Raw genomic sequence first — 23,987 nt, 5'->3', positions numbered from 1 at the left:
TGCCTCCATGGCCGGCTTGCGGGTGTGGGATCGGGGCGGGGCCGCCAACCGGGGCCGGCCCCGCAGCCGGCTCAAGCGCGCTTGAGCCGGAAGTGGTAGGTCCCGTCCTCTTCCTTCTGCTCGAGCAGCTCGTGCCCCGTCTGCTTGCTGAAGGACTCGAAGTCCTTCACCGATCCCGGATCGGTGGCCATGACGTAGAGCACCTCGCCGGTGTTCATGGTGGCCAGGGTCTTCTTGGCCTTGAGAATAGGCAGCGGGCAATTCAGCCCGGTGGCATCGAGGGATTGATCAAACTCCGCCATCTCCGGTGCTCCTCAGTTGGACGCCACGATGTTGTCGGTACGACCCTCCAGGCCGTCGGCGTAACCCGCTTCATAGCGGTCATTGACGCGCTGCTCTTCACGCTTGGGGTTCTGCAGATAGCCGCCGATCCAACCGGCCATGTAGTCGGCATCGACCCCCTGTTCCTCCATCCGCCGGACGGCGTTGTAGTACTCCCGGTTCATCACCGCCTCTCCCCGCTGTCGTTGTGCGACGCTACGTTTCGCTGAAGAATGCCCATGTCCTGATATATGCAACAACCTGCCAAAGGGGAGACCGCACACGGGGCATCTATCCCCGAGGGGGTATTGCGACCAGCCCTCCGCCGCGCCGCCGCACGCCCCTCCCCAAAAGGGAATAGGCCGGCGCCCCGGCTGTCACCCACCAATGGGTATTCCGCCACTGCGCAGGCGGTCCTACGTTTGATTTTGATCGATCGCAATCAAACCAACGAACGCAACCGAGGAGCCTGGCGATGCGCTTATCCCGGCGCGACTTCCTGGAGCTGATGCTGGCCGCCGGCGCGGCCGGCGCGCTGGCCCGCCCCGGCAAGAGCCTGGCGGGCGGCAACGGCGCGGGCGACTGGCGGGCGATCCCGGAGAATTTCTACGACCTGCCGCGCAGGGGCAACGTCCACTTCCTCCACTTCTGCGACCTCCACGGTCAGCTCAAGCCGGTCTATTTCCGCGAGCCCAACATCAATCTGGGCCTCCACGACTTCAAGGGCAAGCCACCGCTGCTCGTTGGCGAGGAGCTCCTCCGCCACTACGAACTCGATCGCTTCAGCCCCGAGGCCCACGCCTTCACCCACCTCGACTTCCAGGCGGCGGCCGAGTATTACGGTCGTGTCGGCGGCGCCGCCTACCTGGCCACCGCGGTGAAGCGGGCCCGTGCCGAGCGCCCCGATGCCCTGCTGCTCGATTCCGGCGACACCTGGCACGGATCGGGTCCGGCCCTGTGGACCGAAGGCCGTGCCATGGTCGATTTCCAGAAGCAGCTCGGGGTCGACGCCTGCACCGGGCACTGGGAGTTCATCTACGGCGACGAGCGCGTCCAGGAGCTGGTCGCCGACCTCGACGACGCCGGGGTGCGCTTCCTCGCGCAGAACGTGCTTGACCGCGACTGGCTCGACCCGATCTTCGACGCCTACACCCTCCACGAGCAGGACGGCGTCCCCGTGGCGGTGGTCGGCCAGGCGTTCCCCTTCACCCCCATCGCCAACCCCGGGTACATGTTCCCGCAGTGGGAGATGGGTCACCGGCTCGACCGCCTTCAGGAGCAGGTGAACAAGGCACGCGGAGACGGCGCGCAAGTGGTGGTTCTGCTCTCCCACGCCGGCATGCTCACCGACATGGCCTACGCGCGGCAGCTGCGCGGGGTCGACGCCATCCTCGGCGGCCACACCCACGATCCGGTCCCCTACCCCGAGCGGGTCGAAGACCCCGACGGCGAACCGACGCTCGTCGTGAACAGCGGCTCCAACGGCAAGTACCTCTCCGTGCTGGACTTCGAGGTCCGCGACGGACGCATTCGCGACTTCCATTACCGCAACCTGCCGATCTTCTCCAACGCCCTCGACCCGGACCCGGAGATGCAGTCGCTGGTCGACGACATCCATGCCCCGTACGAGGAGAAGCTCTCCGAGGTGGTCGGCGAGGTCGATGGGGTGCTGTACCGGCGCGGCAACTTCAACGGCACTTTTGATGAGGTGCTCGCCCGGGCCCTGATCGAAGGACGCGACGCCGAGGTCGCCTTCACCCCGGGGTTCCGCTGGGGACCGAGCGTCCTGCCCGGCAAGGTCACCTTCGAGGACTGCATGAACCAGACCTGCAGCACCTACTCGGAGACCACCCGCAACGAGATGACCGGCGAGGCGATCAAACACGTCCTCGAGGACGTGGCCAACTCCATCTTCAACAAGAATCCGATGCTCCATCGCGGTGGCGACATGGTCCGCAGCGCCGGGCTGCGCTACGCCATCGATCCGACCCGGGAGATGGGCGATCGCATCAGCGACCTGGAGATCAACGGCGAGCCCATGGACCCCAAGCGCAAGTACGTCGTGGCCGGCTGGGCCGACGTCAACGAGCCCCAGGACGGACCGCAAGCCTGGGATGTGCTGGCGGACTACTTCCGCAACCACAACGCGCTGCGGGTCGAGGAGCCCTACGTGCCGAAGCTCAAGGGGGTCAGCGATGACAACCCGGGTCTCGCGCTCTAACACGTTGCCCGCCGGCGGGCTGGTGGCTGGGGCGATGCTCCTGTCACCGGCCCTCGCCGATGAGCTGTTCGTTCCGGAGGCCGAGCCGGTGACCGACGGGATCCACGCGATCATCGGCCCGACGGATGCCCGCACCTACGAGAACCACGGCATGAACGCCAACTACGGCATCGTCGAGACCGACGAGGGCGTCCTGCTCATCGACTCGGGGCCCACCGCCTTCAGCGCGGAGCTGATCGAGGAGGCGGTGGCCGAGGTGACCGACGCACCGATCCGCTGGGTTCTGAACATCGGGGTCCAGGACCACCGCTGGCTGGGCAATGACTATTTCCAGCGCGAGCACGACGCCGAGGTCATCGCCTTCGAAGAGACAGTCACCCAGCAGGAGGCGTTCGCCGACGATCACCTCGAGGGGCGCCTCAAGGAGGCCGTCGGGGACCGGCTCGAGGGGACCGAACCGGCCTTCGCCGAGCGCCGCCTGGAGGGCGAGGAGGCGACCCTGGAACTCGGCGGGGTGACCATCGAGATGCAGCGCACCGATGCCCACTTCCCCGGCGACGCCATGGCCCACCTGCCCGATGCGGACGTGGTGTTCACCGGCGATCTGGTCTACGTCGATCGCATGCTCGGCGTACACCCGTGGTCGAGTGTGAAGAACGGCTATGAGGCCTATCAGGAGCTCTCGGAACTGGACCCCGGAACAGTCGTCCCCGGCCACGGGCGGATTAGCGATATGGAGCGGGTCGAACAGGACACCGGCGCCTACTACGAATTCCTCGTCCACGAGGTCGGCACCGCCGCCGAGGAGCTCGAACCTCTCGACGAGGTGGTGGACCGGCACCGCGAAGAGCCGGCCTTCAAGCACCTGGAGCACTTCGACGGCTGGCATACCACCAACATCAATCGCGCCTACCTGGAGTTCGAGTGGTAGGACGCAGCAACCGAGTCGAGCAACCGGCCCAACGGGCCGCAACGGGAGGAATCCACCATGGATAAGCAACAAGTCGACACCCAACGCCGCAAGCTTCTCACTGGCGCCCTCGGCCTCGGCGGCGTAGGAACCGCTGTGGGCCTGGGCATGCTGGCCCCGTCCCAGGCCCTGGCCTCCTGGCGGGAGGAGTCGATCATGGCCACCAGCCTCGAGGACGGCCTCAACGCGGTACTCGGCGCCGCGGATTACGAGGAGAGCGACGAGATCCGCATCGACGCCCCGGAGGTAGCTGAGAACGGCGAGACGGTACCGATCACCATCGATACCTCGCTGCCGGACGTCGAGAGCATCACGGTCTACGTGCCGGAGAACAACGCGCCGGTCTCGGCGGTCTTCGAGCTCGGCGGCAAGACCAAGCCCAAGGTCTCGCAGCGGATCCAGATGGCCGACACCTCGGACGTCGTGGCGATCGCCAAGAGCAACGGCAAGCTCTACGGCACGAGCCGCCGCGTGCGGGTCACCATCGGCGGCTGCGGCGGCTGAGCTGCCGACCGGCGGCGTTCACGTCACACCCGCGAAAGATCACAAGGGAGCCAACCATGTCTTCGATTCGAGCACGCGCAACCCTGGTCGACGGAATGGCGGAGGTCCGCGCCCTGATCAGCCACCCGATGGACGCCCCCGACGAGGAGACGGGCGATGAGGGCCACTTCATCCAGGAGGTGATCGCCGAGATCAACGGCGAGAAGGTCCTCCACGCCCACTGGGGGCCGAGCATCTCGCCCAACCCACTGATCGAGTTCGAGACCGAGGCCGAGGCCGGCGACACCCTCAAGATCCGCTACACAGACAACCGCGGCGAGGGTGACAGCCACGAGATGGAGCTGGCCTGAAGCCCGACCGCGGGGCGCGGACGGTGATGCGGGGGGCGTCGGTCGCGACGCCCCCGCTGCCCATGCGCCGCCCCCTGCCTTACTGGATCTTGATGTAAGAGAAACCGCGGCGTTGCAGTTCCTCGAGCCGAGTAGCGCCGTAGTCGATCAGCTCGGCCTCCACCGCCAGGTCATCCGCCGCCAGGCCCGCCTCATCCATGGAGCTGGCGCAGACCTCCAGCTGCACGTCGTAGGTGTCGGCCAGCGAACGCAGCCGCTCGAGCAGCTCATCGCGTTCGGCCCGCTCGGCGTCATCGACCTCATAGGCGGTATCCGCCAGCCGGTCCTCGGTGACGTACTGCAGGCCGAACCCGTGCAGGACAATCCGCACATCGTAGTCGAGCAGCTGCCCCTCGTAGTGGCTGGCGGCGTTGTTGGCGTTGAAGATGGTGGAACTGACCCGTTGCGGCTCCTCCATATCCACGTGGAAGACCAACCGGGGCTCGGGGAATTCCTCCGCGGAGACCCCGCCCAGCGAGAACCCGAGTGCCACCAGGCCGGCGGCCAACACCCCCTGGCGGCCCCGTGAACGGCTCTGTACGGTCATGGTGATCCCTCCTGCGGGCCGACCCACCTACTGCGCTTCCTGCTCGAGCAGATCGGCAAGGTCCTCGGGCGTCAGGCGGAAGGAGAGCTCGCCCCCCGGGGTGGCCATGGTCGGTGTGCCGGGCACACCGATCTGCTGCGCCGTTTCCTGATGGCGATCCACCGGCGAGGCGTCGCAGGCCTCGGCCTCCGGCTGTTCACCGGATTTGGCCGACTCCAGCGCCTGGTGCCGATCCTCGCTACACCAGACCCGGTCCATCAGCTCCCGCGAGGCATCTGAGAGGGCGAAGGCGGCGTAGCGCACGCGGATACCCTGCTCCAGGTAATCATCCAGGTCGGCGTGGAGATCCTGACAGTGCGGGCAGGTCACGTCGGTGAAGACCGTGACGCTGTGCTGCGCCTCCCCCGCTTCGGGCTCGAAGATGATCAGATCCTCCTCCGGCATCGCCTCGAGGGTCTCGGCGATCTCCTCCGGCATGGCGCCGGAGGCGGCCATCGCCGCGCCCATACACCCCCCCAGCACCAGCCCCCGGACGGCGCCGCGGCCGGTCCGGGGGAACGGTGCCCGGGTTCTGGTCGGCTCCCTGCGCATGGCGTCCTCCCTCGCTAACCGAAGATGTCTCGGGTGATCGAGGCGTACCAGCCGGGGGCGTAGTCGGCCTCGCGCTTGCGGAACTCCCGCGAGGCGCCCTCGGGACTCAGGCCACCGGCCCCCTCCACCGAGCGCATCGCACCGTCCCGGTACTCGTAGACCGCTGCGACGGTTACACCCCAGTCCGGCGCGGCCAGGCTGTAGCAGGTATTCACCGTGGGGAAGCTGGGCACCTCGTGGCCGCGCAACTCACTGACGATGCTCGCCGCCACCAGCTTGGCCTGGTTGTTGGCGGCGTGGCCCGACTTGGGCATGTCGCCGGCGACGGCGGCGTCCCCGACCACGTAGACGTCGTCGTGACGGGTCGAGCGGAAGGTACGCTGGTCCACCGGGCACCAGCCGTCGTCGTCGGTCAGCCCGGCCCGCTCGGCGATGGCGCCAGCCTTCTGCGGCGGGATCACGTTGAGCACGTCGGCGCGGTGCTCGGCACCACCGCCATCGGTGAAGACCTTGCGATCACGCACCGAAATCCGGTCCGGCTTGCCGCCGTCCGCGGCCGGCACCCACTCGATCATATCGCCGTAGAGTTCCTCCCACGCCTCCTCGAACAGCCCCTGTTTGGAGAAGCTGTCCTTCGGATCCAGGGCGAGGACCTTGGCCCGCGGCTTGTGCTGCTTGAGGTAGTGGGCGATCAGACTCATGCGCTCATACGGCCCCGGGGGGCAGCGATACGGCCCGTCCGGCGGGCAGATGACCACGGTACCGCCGTCGTCCATGGCCTCGATCTGGCCGCGGAGGATGGAGTACTGCGCCCCGCCCCACCAGGCGTGGGGGACAGCAATGGTGTCGTCGCCGTCCATCCCCTCGACCCGGTCCCAGTCGAAGGCGATGCCCGGCGCCACCACCAGCCGGTCGTAGGCGATGGGGCCGTTCTCGGCGGTCTCCACCCGGTGACCATCCAGGTCAATGTCCCGGGCCCGATCGTGGATAACCTGGATGCCGTACTCGTCGCGCAGGGTGTGGTAGCCGTGGCGAAGGGTACGCAGCTCGCGGAAGCCACCCAGATACCAGTTGCCGGCGTAGCAGGTGTAGTAGCTCTCGTTGGGTTCGATGAGGGTCACCTCCAGCTCCGGCGCGTGGTGCTTGAGGTAGCGCGCGGCGGTGGCACCGCCCGAGCCGCCGCCGACCACCACCACGCGCCCCTCGACCCGGCCATTGACTTCCGGTTCTCTGGGGGCGCAGCCGGCCAGACCCAGTCCGGCACCCGCGGTCCCGAGACCCGCGAGGCGGATGAAATCCCTTCGCGTAAGACGTTTGCTCATGCCTGCCCTTCCCTTATTGATCCATCTCGGCGATATAGGCAGCCGCCGCGCGCAGCTGCTCATCGGTGTAGCCGGTGGCGTGCCGGTCCATGACCGTGGGGTCGCCCCGTCCCTCGCGGAACTCCTTCATCACCTCGACCAGGGCCTCCTCGTCCCAGCCGGCCAGTGGCGGCATGCTCTCCGCACCCTGTCCGCCGGGGCCGTGGCAGGCCAGGCAGCTGTTGGCGATCATCTCGCCCTCGGAGATCGCACCGTCACCGGCCGCTGCCGTGCTCCCCCCGAGCACCAGCCCCAGGGTGACGGCACCGCCGAGCAGTGCCCTGCGCGCTGATTGCTGCATGGATCCCCTCCTCCTTCTCACATGGTCGGGGGCGGCCACGGCCGCCCCGCTCAGAACGTGGCCCCAAAGTCGTACCGGGCGCCGACGGCATAGGTGGTCAGGTAATCATCCTCAGCATCACCGACCTGACCGATCCCCTCGTCGAAGGCCTGGTGCTGCACACCAGCGTAGACACGGAAATCCGCGTGGGGCCGGTGGACCAGCGCGCCGGTGACCGTGTCGACGTCCTCGTCGTCGGCGTCCGCATCGGCATGCCCCAGGGCCAGCACCCAGGTATTGTGCCCCTGTTCGTAGGTGCCGATCAGCGCGTGGTGGTCCACGGCGTCGGTGAAACGAGCCTCTCCCCCACCGACGCGATTCGACGGATCGTCCACCAAATTGTCGATCCGGCCAGTACCTGCCGGACCGCGGACAATCTCCACCGATTCGTACTGGTAGGCCAGGGAGAAACGCTCCGGCGCCCAACGCGCCCCCGCTTTCCAGTTGGTATCGCCGTCACCCACCTCGTCTACACCCGTGAACGGCTCGTCGAGGTGCACCACCGCAGCGATGAACTGCCAGTCGGGCAGGCCGGTGTAGTCCGCACCGAGGATGACATCGCCCTGCTGCAGATCCGAATCAAAATCATCATCGGGATCATCAGTGGTACGCACTTGGTTATCGTCCTCCACCCCGATCTGGGCATGCAGCTGCAATCCGGCCAACTCCGGACTGACGTACTGGATCGCCCGATTAACGTAGTCGTTCTGGCCAAACGACCCGCCGGCCATTCCCCCGGTGCGCCGCTGCTGCAGTTCGGTGGTCACCAGCGGATCCCAGCGGACGCCACCGAGAATCTTATAAGCCCCGTGAAGCAACCCGACCGCCACCTCACCGTAAGGACCGTCCACTCCAAGGAAACTAATCCGCCTACTCGACTCGGGTTCTCCCAAGTGCGTTTCGGCACCCCACTCCAGCTGGCCGATGACCCGCCAGTCCCCATCCAGGGGCTGGATCCCGGAAATCCCCCAGCGGGTTCGGCCCTGGTCGGTGAGCTTGGTCACGTCGGCGGCATGTTCGTAGTCGAAGTGATTCAGCCCCGCATGAATCTGTCCAAACAGGGTCAACTCACCGGCCTGCGCCACCCACGGCGCGCCAGCGAAACCCAGCAGTCCTGCCACCGCCGCCACGGTTCGTGTTCTGCTCATGCTGCCTGCCTCCGGTGCCTGATGGGGTTCCGGGCCGGAGACCGCGCCGCGTCCGCGCAGGACCTTCGCCGTCTCGCCAGCCCGCTCTCGCACCGGCCAGCCTGTTGCAACCCCACAGAGGCCACAATCGCCCAGTTGGGCAGCCCGGCCTGCCCGATGGGGATAGGGCTGTGAACGACAGCTCACCCTAAAAAGGGTATTCGCACCTCCACCCCCGCCCGCTAGCCTGCCAACACAGGCTACCCAGCCCACGATGTGACCAGAAATGGCCAATCGGACAATCCATATTCCGGATTTCAAGGAGGGGGTTCCATGAAAGCGCGCAGCCCGACACGCTCGGCACGAATCGCAGCCACCCTGGGGCTTTGCACCGGCGCGGCAGCCATCGGCCTGCTGGCCGTCCACGGCGCCGACGCCGGAGAGCAGGAGCGCAGCATCGAGCCGCGCCCGGCCCCCGACGGCATGGATCACCACACCAGCGAGACCTGGGAATCCCTTGCCACCGAACCGTCCGAGGGCCGGATCGTGGAAGAGGACGGCGAGACGCGACAGATCCGCTACGAGTTCGGCGGCTTCCCGGGCGAGGAGAACGAGGACTTCGGCGACTGGCCGACCCACTCCTACGCCGACGACACCGAATACCCGGAGCCGCAGGAGGCGGAGATCCCCGACGACCTTGAGGGTGATCCCGAACGTGGCCGCGAGCTCTTCGCCAAGGACGAGCTCGGCCCCTGCTCGGCCTGTCACCTGGTTCCCGAGGCGGGGATCGATTCGCCGGGTAATGTGGGCACCGACCTGCGCACCGTCGGCGAGTGGGCCGCGGACAAGGAGTGGCTCTATCAGGTGATCTACGATCCCCGGGTCTTTTACGGCGAGGACAGCCCCATGCCCCCCTTCGGCCTCAACGGCATGTGGTCCGAAGAGCAGATCATCGACGTGGTCGCCTATCTGATGACCCTCGAGAGCGACGAGGACGGCGAGCCGATCACTCCGGAGGGGGTGGATCGGCACTGGGATCCGAACACTCGTCCCCCGCTGCAACCCGCGGGCGACCACCTGGACCCATTCGACAACCCGGCGCTGATGGAGGCCGAGCAGGTCGCGGTGCCACTGTGGGACGAACCGGGTCCCAACGGCGAGTCCTGCGCCAGCTGCCACGGTGATCTGGAGCCGGCGGACGAGCGGCGTCCGGTCGGCGTCATCGAGGACCTGGAGGGCGTGGCCGCCGAGTACCCGAAGTGGTTCGATGAGTACGACCGGATGATGTCCATCGAGGACTTCCTGGCGGTGCACGCCAAGGAGGAGCAGGACATGGAACTGCCCACGCAATCCCAGGAAAACCTCTACATGTCGATCTTGGTACACAGCCAGTCCAACGGCATGGCCTACGACCTGGATGACGAGGATCCCAACGTCCAGGCGGCCATCGAGCGGGGCGAGGAACTCTTCCACCGCCCGGTGGGGCAGCGGGCCCACGCCTGCGCCAATTGCCATACCGACCGCGGCGGCGGCGATAAGTGGCTCAGCGGCCGAAAGCTGGCCAACATCGAGGCCGACGACACCATCATGACCAATCATCCCTACTGGCGCACGGCACAGAGCCGGGTGTGGGACCTGCGCACCCGCTTCCAGTGGTGCATGACACCGGTGGGTACCAACTACCTGCCGGGAGACGCGCCGGAGTACGCGGACCTGGAGACCTACATCATCTCCGAACAGCAGGGCGAGGAGGTGCTGGTCCCGCGCTACGCCCACTGACCGGCGCCCACCACCCTGGCGGCCCGCCACGGCCGCGGCCCCGAACATCGGGCCGCGGCCGTGTTGCGACCGGAGCCGCAAACAACGCCCCCGCCGGCGCGCGGGCCGATCAGGCCCGGGCTGGATGCTCACCCCCCGCACCGACCCCGAGATTGCCCAACAACCCACCAATGACCGGACGCAGATCGGCGACCATCTCGGGCCCCTCGACCTCGGTCAACCGCCCGTGTAACCACAGATCCCGCGGCCGGTCACTGGCGTCACACCCGCGCTGGCCGAGCAGGTTGTAGGCCGGGAAGCCCGGATCCTCGCCGGCGTAGGCGATGCGCGCGTACTCGTTGAGGCGCTCGCCGGCGCGGACCAGGAACGCCTGCCCCGCATCGGGGTTGCTGGCGTTATCGCGGATGCCGTCGGCCAGACGCTTGACCATCGCCTCGACCAGCCGGCGGCGCGACTCGTCGTCCAGCCCCCGTAACCACGCCAGCCGGTCGGTGTACTGCACGGCGAAGAGCAGTAGCTCCTCCACCAGGGCCAGATGCCCCCCGGTGCGATCGGTGATCGGGCCATCCTCGGAGAGGGTGCGCACCGCCGCGGTGGCGGCACGCCAGGCACGGATCGACGCCGCGGCACCCACCTCCTCGGGCTGCTGCTCATCGCGGGGACGGAACCAGTGGGTCTTGGTACGCATGCTCAGGTCACCGCCTTGTGGGGAATGAACAGCCCGCAGCCCCAGCAGCGGCCGGGACCCAGACCGCGGGCCTGGAGCCTGCGCCCGGCCTGGGACCCCATGCCGTCGACCAGCAGGCTGCGCGTAGCCACGGGCCCGTCTGGCGTCATGAGGGTCTCCTGGCGGCCGCAGAGCAGGCGCTTGGGGTGGATATCCATCTCGGCGAGCTCCTCACGCGCCGCCGCCAGCAGTGCAGTCTCCTCCACTGCGCCGCGCTGTGGCCCCAGAACCCGATGGGCGTAGACGGTAGCCGCGGCGGGGATCTCAAAGTTCTGGGCCTGCCCCAGCGCGAGGATCTCGCCGGCGACATCCAGCGTCGTCCCGGTCAGCCCGGCCACGGCCCCGGCGTGCTCGCGGGGCACGCGCAGCACCAGGCGGCTGCGCCGCGGCAAGAGGATCGGTTGATCCGGCGTGCGCCACCAACCGTGGCCGCTGGCAGGCAGGTGGGTGATGCGCACCCCCACCTCGTCGGGATCGAGCTGCGGCACCAGGCGCTGGGCCAGGGCATCCGCCAGGGGCGCGGCGTAGGCCTCGGGCAGTGCGCGACCGCTCAGCGCGAAGGCCACGTCCACCGCCTCAGCGGTCTCCTGTGCCTGCTCCTGCTCGGTTTCCCAGTACACCGCGGCCTCCACACCGTTCGGGCTGACCCGAGTACAACCGCGCACCGAGCAGCGCTCTATATCCCGAAAGGGATACGCCGTATTCCTATTCAGCTCCTTGAATGGATATTCCCTCGCCCCGGCCCTCTGGCTAGCTTGGTCACCAACCGAGACCGGGCCGCCTCCCGCGGCCCTGAGATCCGTCAGCCGCAGGCGAGGTGAGGATCAGCGCCATGACCGACAAGACGTACAACACCCCGAAACTCGACGAGCTGGAGAGCGGCCCGTGGCCGAGTTTCGTCACCGGGCTCAAGCGCCTGGCCGAGGACAAGCCCATGATCGCCGGCGTGCTCGGGCAGCTGGAGCACTCCTACACCGACCGCAAGGGGTACTGGAAGGGCGGCACCATCGGCGTCTATGGGTACGGCGGCGGCATCATTCCCCGCTTCACCGAGCTCAAGGACGAAGACGGCAACCCGATCTACCCGGAGGCCCAGGAGTTCCACACCATGCGCTTCATCCCGCCGGCCGGGATGCACTACTCCACGGAACTGCTACGCGACATCTGCGACATCTGGGAGAAGCACGGTTCGGGGCTGATCGCCCTGCACGGACAGACCGGCGACATCATGCTCCAGGGCATCACCGCGGACAACGTCCAGGCCTGCTTCGATGAGCTCAACGCCTACGGCCTCGATCTCGGCGGCGCCGGGCCGGCGGTGCGCACCGGCATGTCCTGCGTCGGCGCCGCCCGCTGCGAGCACTCGTGCTGCAACGAGCAGAAGATCCACCGCCTACTCGTCAACAACTTCCTCGACGACATGCACCGGCCCAGCCTGCCGTACAAGTTCAAGTTCAAGGTCTCGGGCTGCGCCAACGACTGCATGAACAGCATCGAGCGCTCGGACTTCGCGGTCATCGGCACCTGGCGCGACGACATCCAGGTGGATCAGGCCGAAGTCCAGGCCTTTGTCGAGACCAAGGGCCGCAAGCACACCATCGACAACGTGGTCAGCCGCTGCCCTTCCGGCTCCCTGAGCCTGAACGACGACAACACCCTGGAGATCGACAACGCCAGCTGCGTGCGCTGCATGCACTGCATCAACGTCATGACGCGGGCCCTGGCGCCGGGACAGGACCGGGGCGTCACCATCCTCGTCGGGGGCAAGCGCACCCTGCGCATCGGCGACCTCTTCGGCACGGTAGTGGTGCCCTTCCTGCCCCTGCGCAGCGACGCCGACTACCAGCGCATCCTCGAGATCGCCCAGGAGATCGTCGACTTCTTCGCCGAGAACGCCCTCGAGCACGAGCGGGTCGGCGAGATGATCGAGCGCATCGGCTTGGTCAACTTCCTCGAGGCGGTGGGCCTGGAGGTCGACCCGAACATGATCCACGAGCCGCGCTCGATCTCCTACGTCCGCACCGACGACTGGGACGAAGAGGCCGAGAAGTGGTACCGGCGCCAGCACATGCAGTCCGAGCAAGCCTCGTGAGGCACGCGTCAACGCCCCGGGCGCTCAGCAGCGGAGGAAGAGCGAATCATGGCTGAAGCAAGCACCACCAACCAACCGCGGTCCCCCGTCGAGAGCGGGACCCCGGATCCGTTCCCGCACATGCACGCCACGCTGCGCCGCAACTTCGGGCTGTGGCGCCACCACGACCGGCCGCAGCCGGGCGTGCTCCACCACGTCTCGGAGACCGGCGAGGAGGTCTGGACGGTGCGCGCCGGCACCCAGCGGCAGATGGACCTGGCCACGGTGCGTAAGCTCTGCGACATCGCCGACGAATACGCCGACGGCTACCTGCGCTTCACCATCCGCTCCAACGCCGAGATCACCGTCGACCGCGAAGAGAAGGTCCAGCCGCTGATCGACGCCCTACGCGGCGCCGGTTTCCCGGTGGGCGGCACCGGCCCGTCGGTGACCATGATCTCGCACACCCAGGGCTGGCTACACTGCGACATCCCCGCCACCGACGCCTCCGGCGTGGTCAAGGCGCTCATGGACGAACTGCACCAGGAGTTCGTCCGCGAGGAGATGCCCAACCGCGTGCACATCACCACCTCGTGCTGCCAGATCAACTGCGGCGGCCAGGGCGATATCGCCATCAACATCCAGCACACCAAGCCGCCGAAGATCCAGCACGACCTGGTCGGACAGGTCTGCGAGCGCCCCTCGGTGGTGGCCCGCTGCCCGGTGGCCGCCATCCGCCCGGCGGTGGTCGACGGCAAACCCTCGCTGGAGGTGGACGAGAGCAAGTGCGTCGCCTGCGGCGCCTGCTACCCGCCCTGCCCGCCGATGCAGATCAACGACCCGGAGCACTCGCGCCTGGCTATCTGGGTGGGCGGCAACCACTCCAACGCCCGCGGCGTGCCGACGTTCCACAAGCTGGTGGTGGCCGGCCTGCCCAACAACCCGCCGCGCTGGCCCGAGGTCGCCGAGCACGTGAAGAAGATCCTCTACACCTACCGCGACAACGCTCGGGACTACGAACGCGTCGGCGAGTGGATCGAGCGCATTGGCTGGAAGCGCTTCTTCGAGCTCACCGGCCTGCCCTTCACCAAGCACCACATCGAGAACTGGCAGGGCTCGCGGCACAAGCTCAACGCCTCGGCCCATCTGCGCTTCTAGGCAAGGAGGACCCATGCAATTCGGAATCCTGGTCAACGAGGGGCCGTACCAGCACCAGGCATCGGACAGCGCCTACCAGTTCGCCGTCGCAGCCTTGGAACAGGGCCACGAGGTGCCCCGCGTCTTTTTCTACATGGACGGGGTGCACAACGCCAACCGGCTCCAGGAGCCGCAGCAGGACGACCGCAACATGGTCCGACGCTGGTCCGAGCTCGCCGAGCGCCATCACACCGATCTGGTGGTCTGCGTCGCTGCCGCCCTGCGTCGCGGCATCAAGGACGAGATCCTGGCCCCGGGCTTCCGCATCTCCGGGCTCGGTCAACTGGTCGAGGTGGGCATCCAGGCGGACCGGCTGGTGACCTTCGGCGACTAGCGACGCCGGCGCAGGCAATTCGACAGGAGGCGAGACCGTGAGCGAGGCAATGGATCTGGAACAGGAAGGCGATATCAAGCGGTTCATGTTCATTAACCGCAAGGCGCCGCACGGGAGCATCTACGCCCTGGAGGCACTGGAGGTCGTGCTGATCGCCGCCGCCTTCGACCAGGACGTCAGCCTGGCGTTCCTGGACGACGGGGTCTTCCAGCTGCGCCAGGGGCAGAACGCGAAGGCCATCGACATGAAGAACTTCGCACCCACCTTCCGCGCCCTGGAGGACTACGACATCGAGAAGCTTTACGTCGAGCGCGAGTCCCTCGACGAGCGAGGGCTCACGGAAGCGGACCTGATCGTCCCCGTCGAAGTCGTCGATCGGGCGCGCATGGGCGCGCTGATGGCCGACCAGGATGTCGTGCTGTCGTTCTAGGAGGAATCGTCGTGCTGCACACCGTCAACAAATCCCCCTGGCAGACCCCCAACCTCGACGCCTGCCTGGCCCATCTCGGCAACGAGCGTCTGCTGCTGATCGAGGACGGGGTCTACGCCGCCGTGGCACGCAGTGACGCGGCCGGCAAGCTCGACACCCCGGCCCGCGACGGGCGGGTCTACGTCCTCGGCCCCGATCTGGAGGCCCGCGGCATCGACCCCGAGCAGATCGCCGAGGGTATCGAGGTGGTCGATTACACCGGCTTCGTGCAACTGGTTGCCGAGCACGGGCCGCACCAGGCCTGGCTCTGAGCACCGGAGGCAAGGCCGCACCGGCTCCACGAGAAGAGAGACGACCGCAGAAGAGGAGAGCGAACCATGGCAATCCAGGTCAACGGCACCACCATCCCCACCGACGAGGAAGGCTACATCGAGGACCTGAGCCTCTGGAGCCCCGAGGTGGCCGAGATCATGGCGCAGGAAGATGGCCAGGAGCTGACCGAGCAGCACTGGGAGGTCATCAACTTCCTGCGCGAGTACTACGACGAGTACCAGATCGCACCAGCGGTGCGGGTGCTGACCAAGCAGATCGGCAAGCGCCTGGGCCCGGAGAAGGGCAACAGCAAATACCTCTACGAACTCTTCCCTTACGGCCCGGCCAAGCAGGCCTGCCGCTACGCCGGCCTGCCCAAGCCCACCGGCTGCGTCTAGGCCCACGGCAACAGCGCCGCCCCGGGGAGCGACAGGGAGAGCGAGTACCGTGCTGACAGCAACCTTTGCCGTGCTGTTCTACACAGCCACCGTGGTGCTGGTGCTCGGCCTGGCGGCGCGGGTCTACCTCTACGCCCGCACGCCAGCGCCGCTGCGCATCCCCACCACGCCCGCCCCGACTTCCCGGGGCGGCGCCGCCCTATGCGTGACCGGCGAGGTGGTGGCCTTCCGCAGCCTCTTCCGCGGCGAGAAGCTGCTCTGGCTGCTCAGCTGGGCCTTCCACGTGGCCCTGCTGCTGGTCATCCTGCGCCACCTGCGCTACTTCCTCGATCCGGTGCCGCAATGGCTGGTCTGGATCCAGCCGCTCGGGCTGTATGCCGCCTACGTACTCGCGGCAGCCCTGATCGGCCTGTGGCTGCGGCGCCTGTGGATCGAGCGGGTGCGCCACATCAGCACCCCCTCCGATCACGCCGCCTTGGCCCTGTTGCTGGCCATCGGCTTCACCGGGCTGGGCCTGCAGCACTTCCAGCCCACCGATATCGTGGCGGTGAAGGCGTTCTTCATCGGACTGATGCAGTTCAGCTGGCAGCCGCTGCCCGCCGAACCGCTCCTGCTCCTCCACCTGGCGCTGGTCGCCCTACTGATGATGGTCTTCCCGTTCAGCAAGCTGCTGCACGCCGCCGGGGTGTTCTTCAGCCCCACCCGCAATCAGCCGGACAACCCGCGGGAGCGCCGGCATACCGCCCCGTGGGCACGCGCCCTGGAGCAGGAAGCCACCCACCAACCGCACGAGTGAGGATGCCGTGAGCCAGGATCCCTTCCAAGTGCCGCCCCTTGCCGCGGACCCCGAGGCCAACGGCCCGCCGCGCATGGAGAACGAGGCGACCGGGCACGTGCGCCCGCACCCGGCAAGCAGCGATCACCAGGAGGCGCTCGGCTTCCCGGGCGAGATCCCGGAGGACTGGCAGGAGCGCGCCCTGGCGCGCATGGAGAGCCTGCTCGAGCGCAACCGCTCGCTGCGCGTCTACATGGACGCCTGCGTGCGCTGCGGTGCCTGCACCGACAAATGCCACTTCTACCTGGGCACCACCGATCCGCGGAATATGCCAGTGGCACGCCAGGACCTGATGCGCGATGTCTACCGCCGCCACTTCACGGCGGCCGGCCGCAACTTCCCGGGTCTGGTCCGCGGCCGCGAGCTCACCCGCGAGGTCATGGAGGCGTGGTTCACCTACTTCCATCAGTGCTCGCAGTGCCGGCGCTGCTCGGTCTTCTGCCCCTACGGCATCGACACCGCGGAGATCTCCATGGCGGCCCGGGAGATCCTCGACGCCGCCGGCTTCGGCCAGAAGTACACCAACGAGATCATCGGCAAGGTCCACAAGGTCGGCAACAACCTCGGCCTCCCCGGCCCAGCCCTCGAGGACACCCTCGAGGGCCTGGAGGAGGATCTCAAGGACGACACCGGTCACGACATCCGCATCCCGCTCGATCAGGAGGGCGCGGACATCCTCCTGGTCACACCGTCGGCGGACTTCTTCGCCGAGCCCCACGTCGACGGCCTGATGGGCTACGCGAAGGTCCTTCACCAGGCCGGCCTCTCCTGGACGCTGAGTTCCTACGCCTCGGAGGCGGCCAACTTCGGCATGTTCATCGGCAGCTACGAGCAGATGAAGCAGATCGCCGAGCGCATCCGCAAGGCCGCCGTGGACCTGGGTGTCAAACGCATCGTGGTCGGCGAGTGCGGCCACGCCTGGCGCGTTGCGTACAGCTTCTGGAACACCCTGGCTGGCATCGGCCGCGGGGCGGATGCCGACGACACCTACGCGCGGGCGCTGCAGCGCCAGCTCGATCCGCGCTACCCGGTACCGCAGCACATCTGCGAGCTGACCCAGGACCTGGTAGACAGCGGCGCCATCCGCCTCGACCCGGAGGCCAACAGCCACTACGGCGGCGTCACCTTCCACGACTCCTGCAACGTCGCCCGGGCCTCCCGCATGGGTCAGCGCCCCGGGGGGCAGCTGGAGATCCCCCGCCGTCTGCTGCGCGCCAGCGTGCACAACTTCCGGGACATGGCCGACGCCACCATCGGCGACGAGACCTTCTGCTGCGGCGGCGGGGGCGGGCTGCTCACCGATGAACTCATGGAGCTGCGCGTCAAGGGCGCGCAGCCCCGCGTCTCCGCACTGCGCGAGACCATGGACGAGCACGGGGTCGACCGCATGGTGGCCATCTGCGCCATCTGCAAGGCCCAGTTCAGCAAGGTCCTGCCGTATTACGACATCCCGCGCGAGACCGTCATCAGCCTCCACGAGGTGGTGGGCAACGCGGTGCGGCTGGACCGCAGCGAGGCTTAAGCCGGCGCTGGGCCCGCGGGCCCCGGCCGAATAACGAGGGAGAGAGTCATGGCGACCCACGCGGAAGAGATCCCCTTTACGTTCCGTCGCTACCGCGACGGCGACGACCGGCAGCGCGCCTGGCGCGAGCAGATCTTCAAGGCGGACACGTCCCATAAATGCCCGACGTACGTCCACCGCACACCGCCGTGCCAGGCCAACTGCCCGGCCGGCGAAGAGATCCGCGGCTGGCTGCACGCCGCCCGCGGCCTGGAGAAACCCGCCGAAGGCGAGGCCTGGCAGGCGCTCGCCTTCCGCCGCCTGGCCGCCGCCAACCCCTTCCCCGCGGTGATGGGGCGCGTCTGCCCCGCGCCCTGCCAGCAGGGTTGCAACCGGCGGGTCGTCGACGACCACATCGCCATCAACGCCATCGAGCACACGATCGGCGACTACGCCCGCGATCACGGCCTGGACCTCGGCGAGCCCGGAGCGGACACCGGGCACCACGTGGCCGTCATTGGCGGTGGCCCGGCAGGGCTGTCCGCCGCCTACCAGCTGCGCAAGCGCGGCCACCGCTGCACCCTGTTCGAGGCGCAGCCAGAGCTCGGCGGCATGATGCGCTACGGGATCCCCGGCTACCGCGTTCCGCGCGAGGTCGTCGACACCGAGATCCAGCGCATCCTCGACCTCGGCGTCAACGTCCGCACCGGCTACCGGGTCGGCGAGCAGGTCACCCTTGAACAGCTCGAAAGCAACTACGACGCCGTACTCTGGGCCGTGGGCACCCACGAGGGGCGTCCCCTGCCGGTAGACGGCTGGGACGAGGCGTCCAACTGCCTGACCGGCGTCGAGTTCCTGCGCGCCTTCAACGAGGGCCGTCTAGGTGCGGTCAGCGACCGGATCCTGGTCATCGGCGGCGGCGACACCTCCATCGATGTGGCCTCCGTGGCCCGGCGCCTGGGCTACAGTGCCGAGCTGCCCGACGAGGACCGGCCGGAGCACGCCGTGCTCGGTTACACCGCCCACGACGCCGCCAACCTGGCGATCCGCGAGGGAGCGGAGGTGGTTCTCACCTCCCTGTTTCCCCGTGAGGAGATGGCCGCCTCGGAGCAGGAGATCGAGGACGCGCTGCGCGAGGGGGTGACCATCCGCGACGGGGTGATGCCCCTGGCCGTCGAGCGCGACGCCGACGGCCGCGCCTGCGCGGTGCGCTTCGCCGAGTGCCGCATGGAGGGCAACACCCCGCACCCGATCGAAGGCACGGAGTTCCGGGTCGAAACCGACCTGGTCATCGCCGCCATCGGCCAGCGGGGCAACCTCGAGGGGCTCGAGGCGCTGGATAACGGCCACGGATTCATGGATGCGGACCAGTCCTACCAGCTCAGCGGCCGTCCGGGCCACTTCGTCGCCGGCGACATCATCCAGCCGCACCTGCTGACCACAGCCATCGGCCAGGCGGCCACGGCAGTGCAGGGCATCGACGCCTACCTCCAGGGCCGCGAGCCGTCCCGGCCGCCCAAGGTCAATGCCCACCATTTCCGACTGCTCGACGCGCTGCGGCGGGCAGGCCGCGAACCCGAACCCTATGAGCCGGCAGCGGTGCGCGGCACCGATACGAGCGGCTTCGCCATCCACAACTTCGAGGACCGCGCCACCCACGAGGTGATTCGCCACGACCGGCTCTACCTCGGCCACTTCACCCCCGGGGAACGCCCCGAGCGCGAACGCCGAGCCATCGACCCGGAAGGCGTGATCGGCGACTTCAGCGAACGCATCCAGCCGCTGCCCGCCGAGACGGCCGTTGGCGAGGCTCGCCGGTGCATGAGCTGTGGGCTCTGCTTCGAGTGCGACAACTGCCTCGTCTACTGCCCACAGACCGCCGTGCAGCGCGTGCCCAAAACTGAGCGGGCCATCGGCCGCTACGTGCAGACCGACTACAGCCGCTGCGTGGGCTGCCACATCTGCCGAGACGTCTGCCCCACGGGGTACATCGAGATGGGCTTGGGCGAGTAGGGGGAACCGGCCATGCGGCGGAGACATCGACTGGCGTGGATCGGCTCCGGGGCCGCACTGGTGCTGGTGGCCACCGGCCTTGCCCTGGCCATCGGCGGCCTGCCCGGCAACGGTGGCGAGCCGTCAGCCCTCGCCGACCGTCCCGAGCCCCGGGGCGACGCTTGCATCCACGACGATGCCGGCACCATGCGCCGCGAGCACATTGACCTGCTCCGGGCGCACAAGGATGAGTCAGTGCGCGAGGGCCGGCGAGACGCCGACAAGAGCCTGCAGGGGTGCGTGAACTGCCACACCACCCCTGCCGAGCAGCAGGCGCAGGGCGTCCCGGAGATGGCCTTCTGCACCAGCTGCCACGAGTACACCGCCGTGGAGATGGCGTGCTTCCAATGCCACAGCAGCGACGACACGGAGGGGCACGATGAGCGATAGGGATCCGGGCGGCATCAGCCGCCGGCGGCTGCTCGGCAGCGCCGCGGCGCTTGCCGGCGCCGCGCTCGCCCCCGGGCTTTTCCTAGTCCAGGCACACCCGGATGGCGGGGCCGATGCCGGGGCCCGCTGGGGACTGCTGGTGGATACCAACCGCTGCCGCCGGGATTGCCGGGCCTGCGTGGACGCCTGCCGCGAGGAGAACGGCTGGCCCGCCGCCGACAACGCGGGCGGCGACATCCACTGGATCCGCAAGGTGGACCTGCAGCCGGCCGAGGCAGACGGTCCCGGCCACTCTGCGCCGGTGATGTGCCAGCACTGCGCCGAACCGCCCTGCGTCAGTGTCTGCCCCACACGGGCCTCGTTCCGGCGCGCCGACGGCATCGTGTTGGTCGACAAGCATCGCTGCATCGGCTGTCGCTACTGCATGGTGGCCTGCCCCTTCCACGCCCGCGCCTTCGTCCATGCGCCGGTCGACGAACGCTCGCCCAACCACCCACGGGGCAAGGGTACCGTGGAGTCATGCACCCTCTGCGTCCACCGCATCGACCGGGGCGAGGCCCCGGCCTGCGTGGCACGCTGCGCCGAGGCGGGGCACGCGGCCCTCGTCTTCGGCGATCTCAACGACCCCGACAGCGAGATACGCCACGCCCTGCGCGAGCGCAGCGCCGAATCTCTGCGGCCGGACCTGGCGCTGGATGCCGGCGTGCGCTACCACGGACTGTCCTGAGGGAGCATCAGTCATGGCGACACGGATTCGCTATCAACACCTGGGCACGCGCTACCCACTGCGCTGGGCTGCCGCCATGGCTGGCGCCGGCGTGCTGGCGCTGATCGGGGCGGCAACAGGCCTCTATCTCATCGTGGCCGGCCACCACCTGACCGGCATGGGCCAGCAGGTGGTCTGGGGGTGGCCACACGTCGTCGCCATCGGCCTGATCCTCGCCGGCGCCGGGGCCTTCGCCTTGGCGGCACTGGCCCCCGGCGCCCTGGGGCAATCCGGCGAGCCGTGGGCCCGCCTGGGCACGGCGTCCGCGGCGGCACTGCTGGTCGGCGGGCTGGCGGTCCTCAGCCTGGATCTGGGCAGCCCGCAGCGCATCCTTCCGCCGCTGGAACTCAACCTGATGTCGAGCTTCAGCCGCAACCTCTTCCTGTACACGGCGTTTCTGGCCGTCGCCCTGCTCTACCTGGCCACCCTGATCGAGCCGCACATGCGTCGCTACACGGTGACCGCCGGCGCCCTGGCCGCGGTGGTAGCGGTCCTGCTGGCGCTGAACGTCGGCTCGATCTTCGCCATGCTCGCCGCCCGTCCGGTCTACGGCGGCGCCATCATGATGCCGCTTTTCCTCGCCGCCGCACTCACCCTGGGCACGGCGGCCCTCTCCCTGATCTGGCTGGCGGTGCTGCGCGCCCAGGGCCAGGCGCCGCCGCCCCGGGCCACGGAGCGGCTCGGCAGCATCCTGCTCGTCGCACTGCTGGCCCTGGCCACCCTGCTGGCGCTGCACTTCGTGACCCTTGCCTACCAGCCGGGCCATAGGGACATTGCCCGTTTCCTCCTCGTCGACGGCGGCGTCTACCCGATCGTGTTCTGGCTCGGGGCAGTCGCCGTCGGCATCATCACGCCCACTCTCCTCCTGCTGCGGAAGGCGGCCCGCGCTCGTGGTCAGGCCCTCGCCTGGGCCTCGGGGGTTGCCCTGATCGGCGGGTTCGCCCATCTTTTCGTGATGATCGTCGGTGCCCAGGCCTTTCCGCTGCAGATCTTTCCGGGGCGCGAGGTCCAGGGCGCCGTCTTCGACGGGGAGGCTGCCTCCTACCTCCCCAGCGCCTGGGAGGCCCTGCTGAGCTTGGCCGGCCCCGGGCTGGCCCTGCTCATCCTCCTGCTGGCGCTGCGCGCGCTGCCCCTGGCAGCGGTGCACCCCCCGGAGGAGCGAACGGCGGCGGAAGACCCGCCAGCAGCCGACTCCGAAACCCGGGCAAACGCCGAGCCGGGCCAGTGACCCGCGGCATGACCGGACACCCAGCCAGGCTCTACCTCTCGGCCCTGCACAAGGGCTCCGGCAAGACCTCCCTGAGCGTCGGCCTGGCCGCAGCCCTGATCCGCCAGGGGGTCGGGGTGCGACCCTACAAGCGCGGGCCGGACTATATCGACCCCGGCTGGCTGACGCTGGCCAGCGGCCACCCGTGCCGCAACCTCGACCACCACACCATGGCGCGCGACGAGATCCGCGCCGAGGTGGCCGGGGCCGGCGACAGCCTGGCGCTGATCGAGGGCAACAAGGGCCTGCACGATGGCGTCGACCCCGGCGGCCGGGACAGCAACGCCGCACTGGCCGCAGAGCTGCAGGCACCGATCGTGCTCATCGTCGACACCCGGGGCATGACCCGCGGGATCGCCCCCACGGTCCTCGGCCACGCCGGCTTCGACCCGCAGGCCCCGGTCGCCGGGGTGATCCTCAACCGCGTCGGCGGCTCCCGCCACGAACGCAAGCTACGCCAGGCCCTGGAGACCTACACCGATCTGCCCGTGTTCGGGGCCGTTCCCGACGACCGCACGCTGCACATCGACGCCCCGTATCTGGGGCTGATCCCGGCGGCGGAGCAGGCGCAGGCCCAGCGGGTGATCGATCGCTGGGCCGACCGGGCCGAGACGCACCTCGATCTTGACGGCCTACAGGCTCTGGCGGCGACGGCCCCGCCACTACCAGCCCCAGCCCGACCCGCGGCCCTGGGGCGGGCGGCGGATGTGGACATCGGGATCGCCCACGACCGGGCGTTCAACTTCTACTACCCCGGGGACCTGGAGGCCCTCGAACGGGCCGGTGCCCGGCTTCACTGGATCGACCTGATCTCCGACACGCGCCTTCCAGCGCTCGACGGGCTCATCCTCGGTGGCGGATTCCCTGAGCGTCACGCCGCCGAACTCGCTGCCAACCAGGCCATGAGGCGAGCGGTTGCCCGGCTTGCGGCGGCGGGACTGCCCGTCTACGCCGAGTGTGGCGGACTGCTCTACCTGTGCCGGCAGCTCCACACCCACGATGGCTATCACGCCATGGCTGGTGTTTTCCCGGTGGACGCCGAGATGACCGACCGGCCCCAGGGGCACGGATACATGACGCTGCACGCCTCGCCGCAGGCCCCGTGGAACCCGGGGGCCGGGACGGCCGGGATCCCGGCCCACGAATTCCATTACTCCCGACTCCGCGCGCCTCTGCCACAGGAACTGCCGTGCGCCTACCTCGTTGATCGCGGCCAGGGCCTGGGCGGGGGCCGGGACGGCCTGGTCACCGGCAACACCCTGGCCTCGTACGCCCACCTGCGCCATACGTGGGCCACGCCATGGGCCGAGCGCTTCGTGGACTTCGTCCGCGCGCAGCGGTCCGGTGCAGCATGCGCCGCCCCAGGGTGACGTTTGCGTCAGATCAATTTTTTCGCCTTCCCCCCCTTTATTCCGGACGTGCTGATGAATATAGTCTGAATATATGAGGCAGATAGCCGCGGACTTTCTGCGGCGAAAAAAACAGCAACGGCCCTAATAAAAACAAGGAATTACGTCCCAAAGGGCCCCCGGTTGAACGTCAGGAGGAGACATGTAC

Annotated in this window: 27 protein-coding genes; 18 read left to right on the top strand and 9 right to left on the bottom strand. The window is 68.4% G+C overall.

Translation table 11 applies throughout. The features are described from left to right. Nucleotides 1-71: 71 nt before the first annotated feature. Nucleotides 72-302, bottom strand: a complete 231-nt coding sequence (locus tag LRA98_RS02880) for a sulfurtransferase TusA family protein (protein WP_201171901.1) — start codon at nucleotides 300-302, stop codon at nucleotides 72-74. A gap of 12 nt (nucleotides 303-314) precedes the next feature. After that, entirely contained in the window at nucleotides 315-506 is a 192-nt protein-coding gene (locus tag LRA98_RS02875; RefSeq protein ID WP_201171903.1) for an Alvin_2107 family globule sulfur oxidation protein, read from the bottom strand. A 290-nt stretch (nucleotides 507-796) separates the two neighbouring features. Between LRA98_RS02875 and soxB the strand changes: the two genes are divergently transcribed. Genes soxB through soxZ form a run of 4 tightly spaced genes read left to right on the top strand, consistent with a single transcriptional unit; the run spans nucleotide 797 to nucleotide 4,366 of the window. Further along, the gene (gene soxB / locus LRA98_RS02870; protein WP_238632777.1) at nucleotides 797-2,542 is read left to right on the top strand and encodes a thiosulfohydrolase SoxB; all 1,746 of its coding nucleotides are present in this window, start codon (nucleotides 797-799) and stop codon (nucleotides 2,540-2,542) included. Next, nucleotides 2,517-3,473, top strand: a complete 957-nt coding sequence (locus LRA98_RS02865; protein WP_238632779.1) for an MBL fold metallo-hydrolase — start codon at nucleotides 2,517-2,519, stop codon at nucleotides 3,471-3,473. The genes soxB and LRA98_RS02865 overlap by 26 nt, the downstream gene beginning before the upstream one ends. Before the next feature lie 57 nt (nucleotides 3,474-3,530). Next, nucleotides 3,531-4,016 (top strand): thiosulfate oxidation carrier protein SoxY, encoded by a 486-nt coding sequence (gene soxY / locus LRA98_RS02860; protein WP_201242247.1) that lies wholly within the window; start codon nucleotides 3,531-3,533, stop codon nucleotides 4,014-4,016. A gap of 56 nt (nucleotides 4,017-4,072) precedes the next feature. Then, on the top strand, nucleotides 4,073-4,366 hold the full coding sequence (gene soxZ / locus LRA98_RS02855) for a thiosulfate oxidation carrier complex protein SoxZ (protein ID WP_201242248.1): 294 nt from the start codon (nucleotides 4,073-4,075) through the stop codon (nucleotides 4,364-4,366). A 79-nt stretch (nucleotides 4,367-4,445) separates the two neighbouring features. Here soxZ and LRA98_RS02850 read toward each other — a convergent pair whose 3' ends face one another. From LRA98_RS02850 to LRA98_RS02830, 5 genes are read right to left on the bottom strand one after another with little or no spacing between them, the layout of a single operon-like run. After that, nucleotides 4,446-4,952 (bottom strand): DsrE family protein, encoded by a 507-nt coding sequence (locus LRA98_RS02850; RefSeq protein WP_201242249.1) that lies wholly within the window; start codon nucleotides 4,950-4,952, stop codon nucleotides 4,446-4,448. 27 nt (nucleotides 4,953-4,979) lie between these two features. Beyond that, the gene (locus LRA98_RS02845; RefSeq protein ID WP_238632781.1) at nucleotides 4,980-5,543 is read right to left on the bottom strand and encodes a DsbC family protein; all 564 of its coding nucleotides are present in this window, start codon (nucleotides 5,541-5,543) and stop codon (nucleotides 4,980-4,982) included. 14 nt (nucleotides 5,544-5,557) lie between these two features. Then, entirely contained in the window at nucleotides 5,558-6,865 is a 1,308-nt protein-coding gene (locus tag LRA98_RS02840) for an NAD(P)/FAD-dependent oxidoreductase (protein ID WP_238632783.1), read from the bottom strand. Nucleotides 6,866-6,878: 13 nt separating this feature from the next. Next, nucleotides 6,879-7,205 (bottom strand): c-type cytochrome, encoded by a 327-nt coding sequence (locus LRA98_RS02835; protein ID WP_201171919.1) that lies wholly within the window; start codon nucleotides 7,203-7,205, stop codon nucleotides 6,879-6,881. 50 nt (nucleotides 7,206-7,255) lie between these two features. After that, nucleotides 7,256-8,392 (bottom strand): porin, encoded by a 1,137-nt coding sequence (locus LRA98_RS02830; protein ID WP_238632785.1) that lies wholly within the window; start codon nucleotides 8,390-8,392, stop codon nucleotides 7,256-7,258. Between the two features lie 312 nt (nucleotides 8,393-8,704). Between LRA98_RS02830 and soxA the strand changes: the two genes are divergently transcribed. Next, on the top strand, nucleotides 8,705-10,150 hold the full coding sequence (soxA, locus tag LRA98_RS02825; RefSeq protein ID WP_238632786.1) for a sulfur oxidation c-type cytochrome SoxA: 1,446 nt from the start codon (nucleotides 8,705-8,707) through the stop codon (nucleotides 10,148-10,150). A 109-nt stretch (nucleotides 10,151-10,259) separates the two neighbouring features. Here soxA and LRA98_RS02820 read toward each other — a convergent pair whose 3' ends face one another. Together LRA98_RS02820 and LRA98_RS02815 are read right to left on the bottom strand one after the other, a co-directional pair. After that, complete coding sequence (locus tag LRA98_RS02820; RefSeq protein ID WP_238632787.1) at nucleotides 10,260-10,838, bottom strand: hypothetical protein; 579 nt, start codon at nucleotides 10,836-10,838, stop codon at nucleotides 10,260-10,262. Between the two features lie 2 nt (nucleotides 10,839-10,840). Further along, nucleotides 10,841-11,497 (bottom strand): type I-MYXAN CRISPR-associated protein Cas6/Cmx6, encoded by a 657-nt coding sequence (locus LRA98_RS02815; RefSeq protein ID WP_238632788.1) that lies wholly within the window; start codon nucleotides 11,495-11,497, stop codon nucleotides 10,841-10,843. A 212-nt stretch (nucleotides 11,498-11,709) separates the two neighbouring features. Here LRA98_RS02815 and dsrA point away from each other — a divergent pair, with 212 nt between their 5' ends. From dsrA to LRA98_RS02750, 13 genes are all read left to right on the top strand, one after another. Next, the gene (gene dsrA, locus LRA98_RS02810) at nucleotides 11,710-12,969 is read left to right on the top strand and encodes a dissimilatory-type sulfite reductase subunit alpha (RefSeq protein WP_238632790.1); all 1,260 of its coding nucleotides are present in this window, start codon (nucleotides 11,710-11,712) and stop codon (nucleotides 12,967-12,969) included. Between the two features lie 48 nt (nucleotides 12,970-13,017). Then, nucleotides 13,018-14,106, top strand: a complete 1,089-nt coding sequence (dsrB, locus tag LRA98_RS02805) for a dissimilatory-type sulfite reductase subunit beta (RefSeq protein ID WP_201171949.1) — start codon at nucleotides 13,018-13,020, stop codon at nucleotides 14,104-14,106. Nucleotides 14,107-14,119: 13 nt separating this feature from the next. Further along, complete coding sequence (gene tusD, locus LRA98_RS02800) at nucleotides 14,120-14,479, top strand: sulfurtransferase complex subunit TusD (RefSeq protein WP_201171952.1); 360 nt, start codon at nucleotides 14,120-14,122, stop codon at nucleotides 14,477-14,479. Between the two features lie 49 nt (nucleotides 14,480-14,528). Continuing rightward, nucleotides 14,529-14,909 carry a sulfurtransferase complex subunit TusC gene (gene tusC, locus LRA98_RS02795; RefSeq protein WP_201242286.1) on the top strand — a complete coding sequence of 127 codons (381 nt, stop codon included), beginning with the start codon at nucleotides 14,529-14,531 and terminating at the stop codon, nucleotides 14,907-14,909. A gap of 11 nt (nucleotides 14,910-14,920) precedes the next feature. Then, complete coding sequence (gene tusB, locus LRA98_RS02790) at nucleotides 14,921-15,220, top strand: sulfurtransferase complex subunit TusB (protein WP_201171954.1); 300 nt, start codon at nucleotides 14,921-14,923, stop codon at nucleotides 15,218-15,220. A 66-nt stretch (nucleotides 15,221-15,286) separates the two neighbouring features. After that, the gene (locus LRA98_RS02785) at nucleotides 15,287-15,619 is read left to right on the top strand and encodes a TusE/DsrC/DsvC family sulfur relay protein (protein WP_011814742.1); all 333 of its coding nucleotides are present in this window, start codon (nucleotides 15,287-15,289) and stop codon (nucleotides 15,617-15,619) included. A gap of 49 nt (nucleotides 15,620-15,668) precedes the next feature. Beyond that, nucleotides 15,669-16,415 carry a respiratory nitrate reductase subunit gamma gene (locus LRA98_RS02780; protein ID WP_238632792.1) on the top strand — a complete coding sequence of 249 codons (747 nt, stop codon included), beginning with the start codon at nucleotides 15,669-15,671 and terminating at the stop codon, nucleotides 16,413-16,415. Nucleotides 16,416-16,422: 7 nt separating this feature from the next. Further along, nucleotides 16,423-17,976, top strand: a complete 1,554-nt coding sequence (gene dsrK / locus LRA98_RS02775) for a sulfate reduction electron transfer complex DsrMKJOP subunit DsrK (RefSeq protein ID WP_238632794.1) — start codon at nucleotides 16,423-16,425, stop codon at nucleotides 17,974-17,976. 48 nt (nucleotides 17,977-18,024) lie between these two features. Beyond that, nucleotides 18,025-19,968: an NAD(P)-binding protein gene (locus LRA98_RS02770; protein WP_238632796.1), complete on the top strand. Its 1,944-nt coding sequence runs from the start codon at nucleotides 18,025-18,027 to the stop codon at nucleotides 19,966-19,968. 12 nt (nucleotides 19,969-19,980) lie between these two features. Beyond that, nucleotides 19,981-20,397: a sulfur reduction protein DsrJ gene (locus tag LRA98_RS02765; RefSeq protein ID WP_238632797.1), complete on the top strand. Its 417-nt coding sequence runs from the start codon at nucleotides 19,981-19,983 to the stop codon at nucleotides 20,395-20,397. Further along, entirely contained in the window at nucleotides 20,387-21,124 is a 738-nt protein-coding gene (gene dsrO, locus LRA98_RS02760) for a sulfate reduction electron transfer complex DsrMKJOP subunit DsrO (protein ID WP_201171969.1), read from the top strand. The genes LRA98_RS02765 and dsrO overlap by 11 nt, the downstream gene beginning before the upstream one ends. 13 nt (nucleotides 21,125-21,137) lie before the next feature. Continuing rightward, nucleotides 21,138-22,391, top strand: a complete 1,254-nt coding sequence (nrfD, locus tag LRA98_RS02755) for an NrfD/PsrC family molybdoenzyme membrane anchor subunit (RefSeq protein ID WP_238632799.1) — start codon at nucleotides 21,138-21,140, stop codon at nucleotides 22,389-22,391. Between the two features lie 8 nt (nucleotides 22,392-22,399). After that, nucleotides 22,400-23,800, top strand: coding sequence for a cobyrinate a,c-diamide synthase (locus tag LRA98_RS02750; RefSeq protein ID WP_238632801.1), 1,401 nt, complete (start codon nucleotides 22,400-22,402; stop codon nucleotides 23,798-23,800). Nucleotides 23,801-23,987: the final 187 nt, after the last annotated feature.

Source organism: Halorhodospira sp. M38 (assembly GCF_022227985.1).
Lineage (GTDB): Bacteria > Pseudomonadota > Gammaproteobacteria > Nitrococcales > Halorhodospiraceae > Halorhodospira > Halorhodospira halophila_A.
The sequence above is the reverse complement of the archived record's forward strand: the minus strand, read 5'-3'. Positions and strand labels throughout refer to the sequence as shown.

What these genes read in the sequence shown, in the direction of transcription:
- LRA98_RS02880 (WP_201171901.1), bottom strand. Translation starts at nt 302, where the DNA reads ATGGCGGAGTTTGATCAATCCCTCGATGCCACCGGGCTGAATTGCCCG.
- LRA98_RS02875 (WP_201171903.1), bottom strand. Translation starts at nt 506, where the DNA reads ATGAACCGGGAGTACTACAACGCCGTCCGGCGGATGGAGGAACAGGGG.
- soxB (WP_238632777.1), top strand. Translation starts at nt 797, where the DNA reads ATGCGCTTATCCCGGCGCGACTTCCTGGAGCTGATGCTGGCCGCCGGC.
- LRA98_RS02865 (WP_238632779.1), top strand. Translation starts at nt 2,517, where the DNA reads ATGACAACCCGGGTCTCGCGCTCTAACACGTTGCCCGCCGGCGGGCTG.
- soxY (WP_201242247.1), top strand. Translation starts at nt 3,531, where the DNA reads ATGGATAAGCAACAAGTCGACACCCAACGCCGCAAGCTTCTCACTGGC.
- soxZ (WP_201242248.1), top strand. Translation starts at nt 4,073, where the DNA reads ATGTCTTCGATTCGAGCACGCGCAACCCTGGTCGACGGAATGGCGGAG.
- LRA98_RS02850 (WP_201242249.1), bottom strand. Translation starts at nt 4,952, where the DNA reads ATGACCGTACAGAGCCGTTCACGGGGCCGCCAGGGGGTGTTGGCCGCC.
- LRA98_RS02845 (WP_238632781.1), bottom strand. Translation starts at nt 5,543, where the DNA reads ATGCGCAGGGAGCCGACCAGAACCCGGGCACCGTTCCCCCGGACCGGC.
- LRA98_RS02840 (WP_238632783.1), bottom strand. Translation starts at nt 6,865, where the DNA reads ATGAGCAAACGTCTTACGCGAAGGGATTTCATCCGCCTCGCGGGTCTC.
- LRA98_RS02835 (WP_201171919.1), bottom strand. Translation starts at nt 7,205, where the DNA reads ATGCAGCAATCAGCGCGCAGGGCACTGCTCGGCGGTGCCGTCACCCTG.
- LRA98_RS02830 (WP_238632785.1), bottom strand. Translation starts at nt 8,392, where the DNA reads ATGAGCAGAACACGAACCGTGGCGGCGGTGGCAGGACTGCTGGGTTTC.
- soxA (WP_238632786.1), top strand. Translation starts at nt 8,705, where the DNA reads ATGAAAGCGCGCAGCCCGACACGCTCGGCACGAATCGCAGCCACCCTG.
- LRA98_RS02820 (WP_238632787.1), bottom strand. Translation starts at nt 10,838, where the DNA reads ATGCGTACCAAGACCCACTGGTTCCGTCCCCGCGATGAGCAGCAGCCC.
- dsrA (WP_238632790.1), top strand. Translation starts at nt 11,710, where the DNA reads ATGACCGACAAGACGTACAACACCCCGAAACTCGACGAGCTGGAGAGC.
- dsrB (WP_201171949.1), top strand. Translation starts at nt 13,018, where the DNA reads ATGGCTGAAGCAAGCACCACCAACCAACCGCGGTCCCCCGTCGAGAGC.
- tusD (WP_201171952.1), top strand. Translation starts at nt 14,120, where the DNA reads ATGCAATTCGGAATCCTGGTCAACGAGGGGCCGTACCAGCACCAGGCA.
- tusC (WP_201242286.1), top strand. Translation starts at nt 14,529, where the DNA reads ATGGATCTGGAACAGGAAGGCGATATCAAGCGGTTCATGTTCATTAAC.
- LRA98_RS02785 (WP_011814742.1), top strand. Translation starts at nt 15,287, where the DNA reads ATGGCAATCCAGGTCAACGGCACCACCATCCCCACCGACGAGGAAGGC.
- LRA98_RS02770 (WP_238632796.1), top strand. Translation starts at nt 18,025, where the DNA reads ATGGCGACCCACGCGGAAGAGATCCCCTTTACGTTCCGTCGCTACCGC.
- LRA98_RS02765 (WP_238632797.1), top strand. Translation starts at nt 19,981, where the DNA reads ATGCGGCGGAGACATCGACTGGCGTGGATCGGCTCCGGGGCCGCACTG.
- dsrO (WP_201171969.1), top strand. Translation starts at nt 20,387, where the DNA reads ATGAGCGATAGGGATCCGGGCGGCATCAGCCGCCGGCGGCTGCTCGGC.
- nrfD (WP_238632799.1), top strand. Translation starts at nt 21,138, where the DNA reads ATGGCGACACGGATTCGCTATCAACACCTGGGCACGCGCTACCCACTG.
- LRA98_RS02750 (WP_238632801.1), top strand. Translation starts at nt 22,400, where the DNA reads ATGACCGGACACCCAGCCAGGCTCTACCTCTCGGCCCTGCACAAGGGC.